The sequence below is a fragment of the Candidatus Venteria ishoeyi genome (genome assembly GCF_030378065.1).
Lineage (GTDB): Bacteria > Pseudomonadota > Gammaproteobacteria > Beggiatoales > Beggiatoaceae > Venteria > Venteria ishoeyi.
On the sequence record NZ_JAUCGJ010000052.1, the window covers coordinates 1 to 15,641 of the forward strand.

Here is a 15,641-nt window from a genome sequence, read left to right on the forward strand (position 1 = left end):
CGCCATATAGCACTCAACTTATTAAAGGCAGAAAAAACTTCTAAAGTTGGTATTAAAACCAAACGTCTCAAAGCTGGTTGGAATGAAACATATCTGCTAAAAATTTTATTGGGCACGTCGTAAAAACTAAGAACTACATAACACTATGGTATTTTTTAAGTTTTTAATGCGATTGCCCTGCTCCGACCTGGCGCGACGGATTGATGTTAACCGCCATACCCTGCGGCGTTGGCGTAGTGGCGAAATTGCCCGGCCTGATTGTCGTAAAATATTGGCCTGTCTGCCACATTTAGCATTAAACAAACAACAGCGTCAGATTTTTTTACGCGCGGCAGGCTGTGGTTCAAATGAATCACTGGGAGGCAAGCCAGCAGAAATAGATCCAAGTCGTCTAAGCCCGTTTGTTGCGGGACAGCCAATCATTCACCCGCAGCAGTTTTGTGGACGCAAAGAGATTATCGGGCAAATTATCCAGTTATGGCGTAATCTGCCACTGCAAAATGTTGCGGTGACGGGCATCCGACGTAGTGGTAAAAGCTCTTTACTGCATTATTTAAAACATATGCTGCCACAACAATTGTCTGCGGATTATCAAGTGATACTGGTTGACTTTAAGGAAGCGCGAATGCGCCAGCAAAGCAGCCTGCTTCAGTATTTGCTGCAAGGTTTGGAATTGCCAACCTTAACCAATTGCAGCTTGGTGAATTTTGAGGAAATACTGAGTTTTAATACGATTAAACATCCCACGCTGGTATTGATGGATGATATTGAATACGGACTGGCAGCAGAGAATTTGTCACAGGAATTCTGGTGGGGTCTGCGTTCCATACAACATAATTATTGTTATGGACATCTGGGTTTTTTGCTGAGTTCGCGCACTGCCCCGGCAGAATTAGCACAGCAAGAGGGGAAATCCTCACCTTTTTTTAATGTGTTCAGTTATCAGGTTAACTTACCGCCCTTTACCCAGGCGGAAGCCGAACACGTCATCGCCCGTTCTTCCATTACTTTCCAGGAGGAGGACTGTGAGCGGATTATCACCCAGGCACAGGGCGCGCCGGAAGTTTTACAGGAACTGTGTATTCAACATTTGCAACAATTGGAGAAACAGTAATATGAATTATTATATCGTTCTGGTTTTATTTGTCTTGTCACCTCAGGTGCTGATGGCGGCTGATAGCTTTAAGATCATCAGCAGTCATAGTACAGCTTATCAAGCTAATCAAACCCTGTCTGCTGATATGGTTATTACTCTGAAATCAGGTGAATCATTGACTTTACAAGTAAAAGGCAAGCAACGTTGCACTTTGCAGGGTCCTTATAAAAAACCACCCTATTGCCCAAATATGGCGCAAACCATTGCTGCATTGACACCCACGCAGCGTAGCGTTAATAGCAAACAAGCAGGTTTATGGATGATTGATGCAGATCAGCCCGGCGTAACTTGTTATCCCGTGGGGCAGAATTTATCTTTATGGCGCAGCAAAGTGAGACAGGTTGAACAATTAAGCATCCAGGTACAGCACAGCGGTAAACGCATCAGCCTGCCGTGGTCGCGTGGACAGACAACACTGAAGTGGCCAAGCCAACAGTTGCCGCTGACAGCGGGAGGCAGTTATTTATTGATGTCGGCGCAACGCGCAACGCTGGTGAGTTTACAAGCCATGCCCGATAACTTGTCGGGTGCCGGGCAGAAAAGTCAGTGGATGGCGCAGCAAGGCTGTCAGCGTCAACTGGATATGATTGCCGCCGATCCGCAGAGTAAGGCGCAGTTAGCACAATGAATAAATTACTGGGCATCTGTCTGTTCAGCCTTGCCAGTGCATGGGTAATGGCGCAGGAAAATAACGCAGAACAGGCTTTTCTGCGTGGTGACTTTGCCCAGGCTATCACATACTGGCAGGCTGCTGAAGCGGAACCTGAGATTCACCTGCGCATGGTGGATGCTTATCAGCACCTGGGACATTATCAGGCAGGACAAGCCTTGCTGGAAAATCTTGAGCCAACAATTTCTGAACGCTCACTTACAGTGCAAGCTGAATTCTGGTATGCCTGGAGCCGGTTGTATATGGCGCAGGGAGAAGATTACCATGAACAAGCCGATGCTGTATTAATACAGGCTTTTGCAGCAGCGCAGCAGGTGAACTCGGGCAACCTGACAGCGCGTTTACTGAATCATCAGGCAACCCTGCAACAACTGGCTTTTTTATTTACGGATGCCGAACACACCTACCAACAAGCACTGCGGATTTTAACAGCAAAAAACACCCCTGCGGATACTTTAGTGCGCGCTAAAATTCATTTGAATCGTTGGCGTAATGCACAGGCTCAGAGAGTGTCGGTAAACACGCTCTGGCAACAGGCACAACAAGCCTGGCTGAGCTTGCCTCCCAGTCATGCCCAAGTCATGGCTTTGCTGCAACTGGCAGAAGCAGATTCCATCACAGATACCGCAAGCAGGGACAATTTATTTCAAACGGCATGGGACAGTGCTGCAAAGCTAAAAAATTCAGCACTACAGGCTTATGTCACAGGACTTTGGGGTGGTTTTCAGCAAAATCAGGGGCATTCAGATGCTGCACTGAAGCTGACCCGGCAGGCAGTATTTTTTGCCCAGCAACAGCCTCACAGCGCGCGCCTTTACCGCTGGTATCATCAACTGGCAAGGCTGCTGCACCAACGGGGTGCTGAGACAGCCGCATTGACAGCTTATCGTAAAGCCGTAAAACATCTACGCAGCCGTTGGCATCAGGAAGCTTATCAAGGCTATCGGATACTGCTGTCGCGTTTTCCCGAGCAAATTGTCCCCTTGTATATGGGATTTGTTGAGCTTTTATTACAACAGGCCGAGAAGGAGCAAGGGGAAAAACAACAGCAGTTGTTGCATGAGGCTGTGGCTGTGGTGGAGCAGTTTAAACGCCTGGAACTGGAAGATTATTTACAAACACCTTGTAAAACCTCAGATGCACGGGCTTGCCCTTTACTTAAAATCGCTGCGCCTGAAGGCACGGCTATTTTGTATCCGCTGATTTTTGAAAAGTATCTGGTTTTATTGCTGAAAATTGGTGACAAACTGCATGTTATCAAACAGGCGACAGGGGCTGAAGTGCTGCGCCAGGAAGTGGCTGTTCTCAGCAGCTTGTTACGTTCCGCACAGCACCAGATGCCGCTTCGAAAAACGACGGCAACGCAATACGCCACTTTTAATTGCGCCGCGCTCAGCCGTTCTCCTGAACTATCCGTTGCCAACCCCTTCCAGAATATCGGGGCGGTTATCAAACAATCCCAGCGTTTGCATCAATGGTTAATCAGACCCTTGCAAGGCATATTAAGCCAGAACGACATCGGGCATTTGCTTATCGTGCCAGATGGTATACTCCGTACCCTGCCATTTAGTGCATTGCATGATGGTAACAGCTATCTGATCCAGCGCTATGCCGTCAGCATCAGCCCTGGTCTGTGTTTGACTCCAATCGCCAAACCCACAGGCGTACCGGCATTATTGCTGGGTGGTTTGAGTCAGTCTGTGGCGGGGATGCCTGCTTTGCAATGTGTTCCCCATGAATTGGACGCAGTGAGGGATTTATATACCGCGCAGGATACTGGATTGCTGCTCAACGAACGCTTTACCAAGCCCAACCTGTCCCGGCATTGGCAGGAACAGCCCTACAATATCCTGCATCTGGCTTCACACGGACAATTCAGCGGTCAGATCGAAGATACTTTTATTCTGACTTATGATGGTAAGCTCAACCTGAATGATTTAGCGCAGTTAGTGCACCAGAAAACCCAACGTAACCAGCCAGTGGATTTGCTTACCCTCAGTGCCTGCGAAACAGCAGCGGGTAATGATCGCGCCGCGCTGGGGCTTGCGGGGGTTGCAGTGAAAGCCGGGGCACGTCATGCCCTGGCAAGCTTGTGGCGCATTGATGATCGCATCACGCCAAAATTATTAATAGAGTTCTACCAACAACTGCAAAACCCCACTGTCAACAAAGCGCAGGCACTGCAACAGGCACAACGGGCCTTATTGGAAAATCCTGAATATAAGGCGTTTCAGCATCCTTATTACTGGGCAGCATTTTTGTTGATTGGCGGATATGATGACTAATCTGAATAGCGATGTAAGCTTTTTGATTGCCGGTGTCAGATTGATGTAGTTTGCCCCTGATAGCGGGTCGGATAACGCTTATCCCAATTCTGCAACAACCGCCCGCCGCACCAACTCCACACTAAAACGATAGCCCTGTTGCTCACACTGCAATAATTCACGGCGCAAAACTTGATGCAGGCGCTTTTCCAGGCTGTCACCAAAGGTTTCCACCAGTTCTGTCTGGCTTATGACTATGCCTTCCCCTTGTTTTGCCAGGTAACGCAGCAGTTCCAGTCCATCGCTGGTAATCTGGTTATGTAGCATATCGCTGAAATAAAATGTGCCGGTTTGCAGGGCACTTACCGCTGCTGCTTCGATATCCGTCATTTGTGCCAGATAACGCTGACTTTCATCCTGGCGATTTTTCAGGTTAACCAATTCCCGGCAAAGCAACTGCACCAAGGCAGGATGACCACTGCTCAGGCTGATCAGGTGGGATACGGTATTTTCTGCGTAAGACAAAGGAAAATCGACAACCGGGCGGGTGATGAGTTGTCTTGCGTAGTTTTCCGGCAGAAAGCCCAAGTGTAACACCTGCATATTCACCAGATAACCCGCCCAGTCACGCAGTTCATCCAGTTGATGTGAACCCGCCAGCAGTAAGCGCCAGCTTGGGTGATGCTGAATGATATGGCGAAACAGGCTGAGTAATTCATGCAATGTGGTCTGTGCCATGACTTTATCTTCCAACGCCACGAACTCATCCAGCGCCAAAACCAGGGTATGTTCACCCAATTGCGCTTCCACGGCTTCCAGCCACAGCGCAAAGGCATGCAGGGGATCAGTTTCCAGCAAGGCCTTATCAAGTGCAGGCGCTGGGCGTTGCAGGCTGTGTTGAAATGCCAATCTGACACTGAAGGCTATGCCTTCCAGCATGGTGGCTAATTGCCCGGATAACATGCGTGGGCTTTGAAAATCCAGATAAGCAAAAATAAAACGGCTGGGCAGCAGGCGGTTGAGATTGCTGAGCAGGGAGGTTTTACCAGTGCGGCGTTGACCGTAAATCAGCACCGGCGGCGCAGGCAAGGTAAATAATGATTTTTCAATATCGGCAATAATATCGTGGCGACCGACAAAAATCTCTTGTTTACTGTTCAGCGGAATGCCGACGATATAAGGATTGTGCATTTCCGTGGAAGCATTCAGGGTTTTATCAAACTGCACAAAAGCTTCAGTCAATAGCGCACGCCATTGCCGCGCCAGAGGTAACAGGTGCTTCACTGCTTGCTGACGGGATTGTTCCAGATCCATAATTAGACGATTGAGCAATTCTTCACTGTCACGCAAAACCAGACGTTGCGTGTAACGGCTGGTTTGTTCCGTAACTACTGCGACATCACGGCTCACCATCTGAAACCGTTGCAGCAGGGTTTGCATGGGATGCGTATTAGGCAGTGCATGAATCTGCTGATGCACCTGCCCCATCGCTTCCAGACTGGCAACCTGCGCCAGTGATTTAAGGTTCAAGGCCAGATAAAATTCTGCAATCACCCAATGCTGGTGGCTGTGCTCCAGTTGCTGCAAATAATCCTGAGTTGCCGCTTCATCCTGCTGCTGTAACCATAATAAGTAGGCCAACAGGCTGCGCCAGGGCAACAACTGCCATTTATCCCGGAATGCCGCGTGCCAGGAGACTTGTCTTAGTGTTTGTGGTGATATCATGGCGCTGTTTTGCAGTTTTAACAATAATAACCAATGCCAGACTTCCAGCAGCGGATAAAGCAGCAGAGAACGCCACCAGAGGTAAGTCCAACCCAGCAATAATGCCCCCGGCAACCATAATACCCACCAGCCTGCGCCGCTGAACCAGGCAATCAAAACCATATAAAATAAAGCACTGAGACTGCCAGCAATGACTGCAACGCGGATTCCTGCCCAGTGCCGTGCAGGCACATAAGCCAAAGCATATAAACCGCTGCCCAGCAATGCTAATACCGCTGCTCGCACTGTATCTGTCAAGGCATACTGCCAGCCTTGACTGATTGGCTCAGACAACCATAAGCCTTGCAACAACCAAGAGCCAAAGCCCAGCCCCATCAACAGCATACTCAGCAGCATCCATAACAAACCGCCGCTGAGCCAGCCTGATAGCACACCCACCAGAATCGCCATTGTGGTTAAGCGTAGTGGTAAAGCTGCCACGGTGCTGATATGCGCGCTTAATAACATACCCAGCCAATTACCCATAAACAGTAAAGCCGCCCCCAGCAACAAACTTCCGACAATTGTTGCAAATATGCGTGAATATTTTACCGATACAGGTGGCTGCTGTTGCTGCAAGATCAGACTAAGCACTCCCAGACTAAATAAGCTGACCGCTAATATGCTGACGATACCGTAGTGCATACCGCACAGCAACAAACCACTGAGCAAGCCGCCAAGAAACCCCGCCAGTCGTCCATGTGCCCAGGAAACCCATAAGCCTAATGCAAGCTGAGTCATGCTGTGCCAGACCCAGGCACAGATAATACCCAGTTGAATATATTTCCAGGGTTGCTCAAATAACCAGAGCAATAGCGCCACTACAGCCGCAGTGAGCAGAGGATAAAATAAAAGTGCGCGTAACGCTGGGAAGTGTTTGAAAGACATTGTTATTTGCAGGTTTTTAGGTGGCAATTCAGATAATGACAATAACCTCATTGAGCATTTCAGCGTCTTTGGCGTGGGATGATAGAACGCAAACAAACACCATGCTATGCTTATAATTTATGTTTGTATGGGATTAAAGTGATGTGAATAAGATTAACGATTGATGATGACATGATGCATAAAATTATGCAATGTACAGACAGGAAACAACATGTAACAGCTATTCGCCATGTGTTGGAAGCCTCTTTAAGGCAACTATAATGAGTCTTCATCCAATATTTATAAGTTAATTGATAAGGATAAAAAATGAATATAAAAGTAGGTATTAACGGTTTTGGTCGTATGGGGCGTTTGGGCTTCAGAGTGGGTTGGGAACAGTCTGAATATACGCTTGTGCGGGTTAATGAAATCGCTACGGATGCGACCGGTTCAGCGCATTTGTTACAGTTTGATTCGGTGCATGGGCGTTGGGCTTATGCGACAGGTGCAGAAAATGGTGATATGCGACTTGATGGGCATAATATCGCTTATTCCTCTTATGCCAGTATTGATGCCTGCGACTGGTCAGATTGCGATATTGTGATTGAAGCAACCGGGGTACATCATAAAACACCTGAAATGCTGCAAGCCTATTTCGCACAGGGCGTGAAAAAGGTCATTGTTGCCGCGCCTACGGAAGGTGCGTTGAATATTGTTTATGGCATTAATCATCAGCAATATGACCCCGCAGTACATGATTTGCTGACAGCCGCTTCCTGCACTACCAACTGTCTGGCTCCCGTGGTGAAAGTGATGCACGAAAAAGTGGGCATTCAACACGGTTGCATGACCACCATTCATGATATTACCAATACCCAGACCATTGTCGATAAGGGGCATAAGGATTTGCGCCGCGCCCGTGCCTGTGGCAATTCTTTGATTCCAACCACAACGGGTTCAGCAAAAGCCATTAGCAAAATATTTCCTGAACTGGCTGGCAAACTCAATGGTCATGCGGTGCGGGTGCCGCTGCTCAATGCCTCGCTGACGGACTTTGTGTTTGAGGCATCCCGCGCCGTTACTGTTGAAGAAATTAATGGCTATTTTCAGGAAGCCGCAGCAGGTGAGTTAAACGGGATTTTAGGCTATGAAACACGCCCATTGGTATCGGTGGATTATGTCAATGATGCCCGCTCATCAATCATAGATGCGCCATCAACTATGGTGATTAATGATACCCAGGTTAAAATCTACGCCTGGTACGACAATGAGTGGGGTTATGTCAATCGCATGATGGATATCGTGCGTATGGTCGCTGCGAGTTTGTAAGATGGAACAGGGTATACGGCATTATCTGATCGTCACTGGCGGTTACTGGGCGTTTACCATCACCGATGGCGCGATTCGGATGCTGGTGGTGTTGTACTTTCATATGCTGGGTTATTCACCGTTTGAAGTGGCAATGCTGTTTTTATTTTATGAGTTTTTCGGCATTGTCACCAATCTGGTGGGCGGCTGGCTGGGGGCGCGTATCGGCCTGAATCTGACCATGCATATCGGTATGGCAATGCAGGTGGTGGCGCTGCTGGCGCTGACGGTGCCGGAAGCCTGGTTGTCAGTGGCTTATGTAATGGCGGCGCAGGCGCTTTCAGGCATTGCCAAGGATTTGAATAAGATGTCGGCAAAGGCATCGGTTAAAACTATGGTCAGTGATACCGGGGAATCACAGTTATTTAAGTGGGTGGCGATGTTAACCGGCTCTAAAAATGCGCTGAAAGGCGGCGGTTTTTTTATCGGCGCGGCATTGCTGGAATGGATTGGTTTTCGTGGGGCTTTGGTGGTGCTGGCAGGTTTGCTGCTGGTGGTGCTGGTCATTACCATGTTGTTATTGCCCACAGGCGTGGGCAAGATGAAAGCCAAGCCGAAGTTCAGCCAGGTTTTTTCCAGGATTGCAGCGATTAACTGGCTTTCTGCCAGCCGGTTTTTTTTGTTTGGCTCGCGTGACATCTGGTTTGTGGTGGGTTTGCCGGTGTTTCTTTATGAGGTGTTGCAGTGGTCATTTACCGAAGTCGGTAGTTTTATGGCCTTGTGGGTGATAGGTTATGGACTGGTGCAGGCCAGTGCGCCAAAATTGCTGCGCCAGCAGGCAAAAGGCAAAAGCCCTGGCGGTAAAACAGCGCGTTTCTGGGCCTTTGTTTTGGCTTTGTTTCCGGTGCTGATTGCGCTGGCTTTGCAGCAGGGTTGGCCCCCTGCCTGGGTATTAATCATTGGCCTGATTTTATTCGGGGTGGTGTTTGCAATTAATTCTGCGGTGCATTCTTATTTGATTCTGGCCTATTCCGACCACGACAAGGTGGCGATGAATGTAGGTTTTTATTATATGGCAAATGCTGGCGGACGCTTAGCGGGTACCATACTCTCCGGCTGGCTTTATCAAAGCTATGGCTTGCAAGGCTGTTTGTGGTGGTCCAGTGGTTTTGTATTGATAGCGGCCTTGCTTTCATTTGGTTTACCGGAATTAAATAGGCAAAGCCGTAGACTTTCAGATAATTAATTTTCCAGAACGCCAACGGATAACACCCCTCCAAAGGGGGGTTATCCGTAAAGCCTTCACCTTAAAATCTTAGGTTTTAAGGTGAAATGTTCCTGCGCCATAATCGGTGCAATAATCTCGGCAACCGGTTTGCCCTGATTGCCATCACGCAATACCATACGCACGGCAAATGGCAGGCTTTGGCGTTTTTTGGCAGACCATTTTTTCTTCCATTCAGTTTTTTCCTGTTCCATATAACGTTTTTGTGGCTTGATTTCCAGATACTCAAAACGCACTTGATAATCAGGAAATAAATGTATGGGTTCAGTTTTTTTCAAACGCTTAGCGGGATCATCAGCAAATGCCGGGGCGATGCGTAATAACAGCCCCTTATCGTCCTTGCCCGGTTTTAGCTCCCAGGCAGTTAAACCGGGTGTTCTGTCGGGGGATACGCTGGAAACCCAGGCTATTTTTTTCTGCTTGCCTTCAAATAGAATATATTTTTTTAATTTCTTACGATCCTGATACAGATGTGGGTAAGCGCCGATTAAAGCCTGTTCGATTTGCAATAAAGCCAAGCTGTTGTCCAGTTGATTTTCCAACTGCTTGGTATTGCTGTTCCAGTCTTTCAGCGTAATGCTCAAACCACTGGCTAATACTGCCACCACCATTGCCGCCAAAGCCATGGCGATGAGTAATTCCAGTAAAGTGAACCCTTTAGTTGACTGGTATCTTATTGAAGGTTTTTTTATCATTGTCAATCAGGGGAGCAATCTTGCAGAATAGTATATAAGTGTTCTTTGAATGTATTAAAACTTGGCATATCAATACGATGTATATCAATTTCATCATCTTTTAATATATTGTTCCAGTCTTCTGCGCTATAGCTTTTTTTATGTCTATACTCTTTATTTTTTGAAAAAAATTTCTGGCAAGCATTATCAAGCTGATCTTTCAAGGGTTTTGGACTCTTATCATTACCAGAAGAAATCTTTTCCAGCTTATCGCAGTGATTGTAGGGATTTTCTTTTACTGCACATAATAGCCATACCTCGGATTTTGGACAAGGTATCATGGGTACACCAGTAGAATATCCTGCGCGTTCAAAGCCTTGTATCATTGAATCCCACTTGTCCTGCCACAGAGAGCGCGGCGAACTCCGCGTACCATCACTATCACGAAACAATATTGCAATGACAGTTTCATTTTCCTTGCGTTCTATTTCCTTTGCTTTAGTTGCTAATGCATGGGCGTTGTTTGCAAAAAATGTGGTTTCTTTTTTTTGTTTTTTACCTGCTAATCTCATAGAACGTTTTTTTGATGAATTGTTTGAGATATCTTTTAAGGCAGTTTCACTGATAAAAGAGATGATACTATTTTCTAAAATAGAAATTTCAGTTTTTTTATAAACCAATTTATCTACAAGCACTGCCATTGGTCCATAGCGATATATACCACTATCATATGGCTTACCTCCCACCTTACAATAACCCAAATCTGTTTTACCTTCACCACTGAGCAAAAAAATCATACACTTTCTTCCTGTTTGTTTAGATCAGCAACCAGATCTTCAAGATAAGTGTCTATGAATGCTTCACCCGGCCCCATTATTGTCAATTTTTCCTTGAGCATGGGAATATCAAAAAAATGTTGACTACGAGTAAAACCTTCTGGTGTTTTATAAACCAAAATCACCGATTTGCTGGCAAGCTCATCTTCCAGATAGTTTAATATCATAGGACTATGAGTTGTCACCATTATCTGTTGTGAGGTATTGACTAAAGTATCTACCAGTTTCTCAATAATTTCAGGATTGATGCCATTTTCAATTTCATCAAATAAGATAAAATTATCATTTGTCTGTAATTGTGCAAGAATAGCTAATATGCGTAATATACCATCATTAATATGATTTGAATCTATATCCTGAAAAGAATAATGCTTTAGAGGGTAGTTTTCTGTAACAGATAATTTTTTCCAGCCTCCGCGCATAGATTCAATACGATATTGGGAAAAGTTAGGGTAAAATTCTTTTAATTTATTTTCTATTGATGATTTCTGCTTATGAGATAGTTGGGATAAAAATGCAGATAAACGTTCACCGCCAACTCCAATATTTTTGAATTGAGGACGCGCAGATTGGCGAAGCAAGTGAGGAGCGAGAAGTTCCAGGGATCTAATTGTTCTGAGATCTTTTTTCAGATGCTGTAAAATTTTAGGAAATTTGTCTAAATTTAGCTGTGATAGGATAGAACCTTGATAATCAAATTGTATATTGAATTTCCCATTATTTTCTAAGGTATAGGTACGCTTTTCTACATTTAATAATATCTCACCATTTACTGTAATAGATTCTTTAGAGCAGTATAAATCAGTGCGATTAAATTCTCCATTCCAATTTAGTTCTTCACCGTCTATATCAAGGACTACATTAAAACTGATATTGCTTTTATGAGACTGTTTGTTTTTTAAATCAGATTTTTTCCAATTCCGCTTTTCTAACCAAAAATCTAAATTCCCTATTGTCAATTGGCTCAGAAATTCTAATGCTTGTAAAATGGTTGTTTTTCCAGCACCGTTCAATCCAATAAGACAATTAAACTTATTAAGTTTTATCTGAAAATCAACAAGAGACTTAAAATTATCCAGGTAAATTGTTTTTATCATAGATAAGACCTATTTTTTCATTACTGCGAGGGGATAGATTTAAGCCGTTTCCAGCGTAATGCCCGTAGCTGACCAACATCCTGACTGGTTTTACCTAAGTAATAAGGCTCCAGGACATAAAGAATTTTTTTGGTTTGCCGGGGAGGGGCTTTTAAGTAATCTTCAGTTTGTAAGGCTAAATCTGTCTTATTGGAGGCGTGGGTTTCCGGGTAGTCGGTTTTGCGTTCTGCCTGTCCGACATTGATTGCCGCGCGCTCATCAATGCTGCGCTCCAGTCCTTCTATGGCGCGCCAGGCCAGACGTTTGCTACTGCCGGAAATCGCCATGATGGAACCTAAGACCAAACCGACTATGGTGAGTGCAACCAGGACTTCCAATAAGGTAAAACCTTGTGTACCCGTTTGTGCAGAGGGTAAATTTTTCATGTATTTATTTTGTGGTCTCGGTTGTGACTTTACCGGTGATAGGATTGATCGCCACTTTAATTTCAAAGCTTTTGCGCTTAAACACAAATTCTCCACCACTGGAGCCGCCACCGGGATAAAATGTCACTTCATAGACTTTCTTGTTATCCGTTTGTTTATTGTTTATTTGAGTGCTGTGAATTTCAGCGCCCTTACTGATCCATTGTCCCGGTTGCGGTGGTTTTTGTTTGTTACTGTTTTTGGGTACACCATAGAGTTTGACTTCAGCTAATTGCCCTTGAATAGTTGCCATGCGTCTGGCGTAATTGAGTACGGCAACGGCTTCACGCACTTCTGCCTGCAAGCGGGTAAATTCGTTACCCCCCATGCGTGGCACAATCAAGGCGCTGGCAAGCGCGATAATCACCAGCACGATTAATAGTTCAAACAGGGTGAAACCTTGTGTAAAGAATGAGAATTCAATAACCCCAGCGTCTAGCGGCGCTTTTACGCGCGACTCTGCGTTGTCGCTCCGGTTGCATAGAATAACTATGCGCCCATCGCGCCGCCTTGATTTGCGCGCAAAATCACTCGCTATACTTTCTGGTTTTATTAAATTCTCATTCCTAAGGTGTTTTTTATTCACTGAATGTTGTGTGCCCCGTTTTGTTTGGACAGCGCAAAAACCAGCGTGAAGTACAAAGCAGTTTTTTGCGCCTTAAAGTGTGAAAAAGAAGCTTTTACATAACCCTTCTTATTCATTCAGCAAAGGAATCAAATGTGCTAACACGGTGCGCGCGTGTCCAACGCCAATGCGGATATTGTGATTAATTTCATCCATACTGATTTCTGCTGCGCCCCGCCCTGCTGCGGCATTGGCAACAATGGCGCAGGTGGCATAGCACAGGTCCAGCTCTTTGGCGAGCGCGGCTTCCGGCATACCGGTCATGCCGACAATATCACAACCATCTTTTTCCAGGCGATCAATTTCGGCAGCCGTTTCCAGACGTGGCCCCTGCATAGCGGCGTAGACACCTTGGTTATGAACCTTTAAATCAGGCTGTTCCGCTGCCAGTAATAATTTATTGCGTAATGTCGCACAATAGGGCTGGGTAAAATCAATATGTGTCACAGGCTGTGAGTTCAAGCCTTCTGATTCTTCAAAAAAGGTATGCGCGCGCCCTGAAGTATAATCGATTAATTGATGCGGTATGACTAAATCAGTTGGCTGCATATCCGCATGAATGCCACCCACAGCAGCAAAGGCCAGCACCCGTTTGACCCCCAGATATTGCAGGCTCCAAAGGTTAGCGCGGTAATTGACCTGATGTGGCGGAATCGTGTGTCCATAACCGTGGCGGGGTAAAAATAAAATGGATGTCCCGGCATAACGCCCGAACATCACAGGCCCGGAAGGCGGCCCATAAGGGGTATGCACCGCGCGTCTGCGCTCAATTTCCATACCTTCTAAAGAGGCAACGCCCGTGCCTCCGATAATCGCCAATTCTGTCACGTCTATAACCCTTTTACTGCATAAATGCCGGCAGCATTGCGCAAATAATGATGATAATCCAAACCAAAACCAAATACATAACGATTTGGAATTTTAAGCCCGGTAAAGTCAGCTGCTGGCAAACCATCCGGCGCTCTGGCATTTTCCTTGTCAACCAACACCGCAGTATACACCTGTTGCGCGCCTGCTTGCTCACAGTATTCCACAACGGCCTGCATGGTGATACCTTCATCTAAAATATCATCAATAATCAATAAAGTGCGATTTTTAATATCCATATCGGGATATTTTTTCCAGTGTAGCTTTTCACCCTGGGTATTGCCGCGATAACGGGTAGCCTGGATACTGTCCAGTTGTAGTGGAAAATCCAGTTGCGTCAGTAATAAACCCGTGGGGATAATACCACCGGTTAATAAGCTCAGACACAGCGGATTACGATCATGTAAGTTTTGCGTGATTGCGACAGCCATATCCGTTAAAGCCTGTTCAATCATATCTTGATCGCAAATCAGTTCCGCTTCCTGTTGTATCTGGCGAATCTCTTCAAGGGAATGTGTTGTTTTCATATGCTAATTAACCTGCATTTGGCTTTACAGCCGCTGAATATGCCAATCTTCTATATACTCCCCCAACAACTTGCTTAGTTCGGAAAAGCCTTCTAAGGCTTCATGATAAACCAGAATCATTTTATTTTGATCATTAAACACAGTGACGATGCCTAAATCACTATATTCCCGAATCTGTTCCAGTTCTGCCCAGGGGTATAAACGGTTTTGTAAAAAGCTTTTGACTCTTAAACCATCTTGCTCTGCAAAGATGGTACTGTTTAAGAAATATAAGATATTAAAATAGCGTTGCATCAGGTAAGTAGCTAATAGCGTAAATAAAAATAATAAACCACGCTGCCATTCAGACCAGTCGCCAGTAATTGTTTGCAGCAATAAAATAAGATTTAACGGTATAAACAGTAAGATGATACTGAATAGCAGAACTTGGTTGGCTATGCTATAGCCAAATAAGGGGGCTTGATTACCAATCAATAAGTCGTATTGGTGTTTTTGCGCATTCATGGAAAATAGCCTTTTGATGTCAGAAAAGGCTTTGCAGTCTACAAGTTTATGATTAACGAATAGGGGCAATAAGCAGGGAAAGTGGCAGGTTCAGATTCATTCCAGGTTTGAGCAACCTGGAAGGTTTTTTTATTGTAAATCCGCCAGTAAAGCGGCTTTATTGGCTTCAGGCAAGGACTCAACTGCCACGTTGTAAGCCGGGTGCGCAATGCCCATACTTAAATCAGCCCCCGCTTTCAGTGCCGCAATCATGTCATCGTTTAATTCCAAACGCATGAAATGCACCGCAGAGGTTTTTTCTTCATTGGTGCGCTCCAGGTCTTCATTGGCAATGGGATAAACCTTGTCATATCCCGCCACACAAAGCCATACCTGCTCTTCAATGCCTTTTAACTGCATCAGCGCCTGCTGGCGTTCTTCCACGTCCTGATATTCAAGCATAAACGTCGCTTTCAGGTTTTTGCCATCAGGAATCAATGGATTATAAGTGTCTAATTCTTCATTGATCGCTGCTGCTTCAAAAATACGCTCCACCCGCAGCATTTCCTGAATCTGATATTGCATGGTGAGTCGATCTTCAAAATACAAGGTTGCATGATCTCCCAGTGCAATCTGGCGATTTTTTTTGTGTGCCATGACCTTGGCACGGAACGCATTACGCGCTTCGGCGTATTGTTCCAGACTGTAAAGATCTTCGCGTGTTAATTTATGCATTATTTATTTCCCAATTGAT

Annotated in this window: 15 protein-coding genes and 1 pseudogene; 6 read left to right on the top strand and 10 right to left on the bottom strand. The window is 45.6% G+C overall.

What is annotated here, in order from left to right:
• The 4 genes and pseudogenes from QUF61_RS14960 to QUF61_RS14975 form a co-directional block, all read left to right on the top strand.
• Window positions 1–123, top strand: a pseudogene (locus QUF61_RS14960) (ISAs1 family transposase); the annotation flags it as partial.
• 43 nt (window positions 124–166) lie between these two features.
• Window positions 167–1,114, top strand: a complete 948-nt coding sequence (locus QUF61_RS14965; protein WP_289682418.1) for an ATP-binding protein — start codon at window positions 167–169, stop codon at window positions 1,112–1,114.
• A 1-nt stretch (window position 1,115) separates the two neighbouring features.
• Window positions 1,116–1,784: a hypothetical protein gene (locus QUF61_RS14970; RefSeq protein WP_103919472.1), complete on the top strand. Its 669-nt coding sequence runs from the start codon at window positions 1,116–1,118 to the stop codon at window positions 1,782–1,784.
• Window positions 1,781–4,111, top strand: a complete 2,331-nt coding sequence (locus QUF61_RS14975; protein WP_289682419.1) for a CHAT domain-containing protein — start codon at window positions 1,781–1,783, stop codon at window positions 4,109–4,111. The genes QUF61_RS14970 and QUF61_RS14975 overlap by 4 nt, the downstream gene beginning before the upstream one ends.
• A gap of 78 nt (window positions 4,112–4,189) precedes the next feature.
• On the opposite strand, the gene QUF61_RS14980 is transcribed toward QUF61_RS14975, so the two are convergent.
• The gene (locus QUF61_RS14980; protein ID WP_289682420.1) at window positions 4,190–6,793 is read right to left on the bottom strand and encodes an AAA family ATPase; all 2,604 of its coding nucleotides are present in this window, start codon (window positions 6,791–6,793) and stop codon (window positions 4,190–4,192) included.
• Between the two features lie 255 nt (window positions 6,794–7,048).
• Between QUF61_RS14980 and QUF61_RS14985 the strand changes: the two genes are divergently transcribed.
• Both QUF61_RS14985 and arsJ read left to right on the top strand, forming a co-directional pair.
• On the top strand, window positions 7,049–8,050 hold the full coding sequence (locus QUF61_RS14985; protein WP_289682421.1) for an ArsJ-associated glyceraldehyde-3-phosphate dehydrogenase: 1,002 nt from the start codon (window positions 7,049–7,051) through the stop codon (window positions 8,048–8,050).
• A 1-nt stretch (window position 8,051) separates the two neighbouring features.
• Window positions 8,052–9,275: an organoarsenical effux MFS transporter ArsJ gene (gene arsJ, locus QUF61_RS14990; protein ID WP_289682422.1), complete on the top strand. Its 1,224-nt coding sequence runs from the start codon at window positions 8,052–8,054 to the stop codon at window positions 9,273–9,275.
• Window positions 9,276–9,331: 56 nt separating this feature from the next.
• Here arsJ and QUF61_RS14995 read toward each other — a convergent pair whose 3' ends face one another.
• From QUF61_RS14995 to QUF61_RS15035, 9 genes are all read right to left on the bottom strand, one after another.
• Window positions 9,332–10,009, bottom strand: coding sequence for a prepilin-type N-terminal cleavage/methylation domain-containing protein (locus QUF61_RS14995; protein WP_289682423.1), 678 nt, complete (start codon window positions 10,007–10,009; stop codon window positions 9,332–9,334).
• Window positions 10,010–10,011: 2 nt separating this feature from the next.
• Complete coding sequence (locus QUF61_RS15000) at window positions 10,012–10,785, bottom strand: hypothetical protein (RefSeq protein WP_289682425.1); 774 nt, start codon at window positions 10,783–10,785, stop codon at window positions 10,012–10,014.
• Window positions 10,782–11,921: an AAA family ATPase gene (locus tag QUF61_RS15005; protein WP_289682426.1), complete on the bottom strand. Its 1,140-nt coding sequence runs from the start codon at window positions 11,919–11,921 to the stop codon at window positions 10,782–10,784. Before QUF61_RS15005 ends, QUF61_RS15000 begins: the two co-directional genes overlap by 4 nt.
• 20 nt (window positions 11,922–11,941) lie before the next feature.
• Window positions 11,942–12,346: a PulJ/GspJ family protein gene (locus QUF61_RS15010; protein WP_289682428.1), complete on the bottom strand. Its 405-nt coding sequence runs from the start codon at window positions 12,344–12,346 to the stop codon at window positions 11,942–11,944.
• 4 nt (window positions 12,347–12,350) lie between these two features.
• Entirely contained in the window at window positions 12,351–12,971 is a 621-nt protein-coding gene (locus QUF61_RS15015; protein WP_289682430.1) for a prepilin-type N-terminal cleavage/methylation domain-containing protein, read from the bottom strand.
• Between the two features lie 108 nt (window positions 12,972–13,079).
• The gene (locus tag QUF61_RS15020) at window positions 13,080–13,838 is read right to left on the bottom strand and encodes an S-methyl-5'-thioinosine phosphorylase (RefSeq protein WP_289682432.1); all 759 of its coding nucleotides are present in this window, start codon (window positions 13,836–13,838) and stop codon (window positions 13,080–13,082) included.
• A 2-nt stretch (window positions 13,839–13,840) separates the two neighbouring features.
• A complete protein-coding gene (locus QUF61_RS15025) occupies window positions 13,841–14,404 on the bottom strand; it encodes a hypoxanthine-guanine phosphoribosyltransferase (RefSeq protein ID WP_289682434.1) in 564 nt (187 codons plus the stop codon).
• Between the two features lie 24 nt (window positions 14,405–14,428).
• Window positions 14,429–14,908: a hypothetical protein gene (locus QUF61_RS15030; RefSeq protein WP_289682436.1), complete on the bottom strand. Its 480-nt coding sequence runs from the start codon at window positions 14,906–14,908 to the stop codon at window positions 14,429–14,431.
• Between the two features lie 129 nt (window positions 14,909–15,037).
• A complete protein-coding gene (locus QUF61_RS15035; protein WP_103919739.1) occupies window positions 15,038–15,622 on the bottom strand; it encodes a DUF3501 family protein in 585 nt (194 codons plus the stop codon).
• Between the last annotated feature and the right edge of the window lie 19 nt (window positions 15,623–15,641).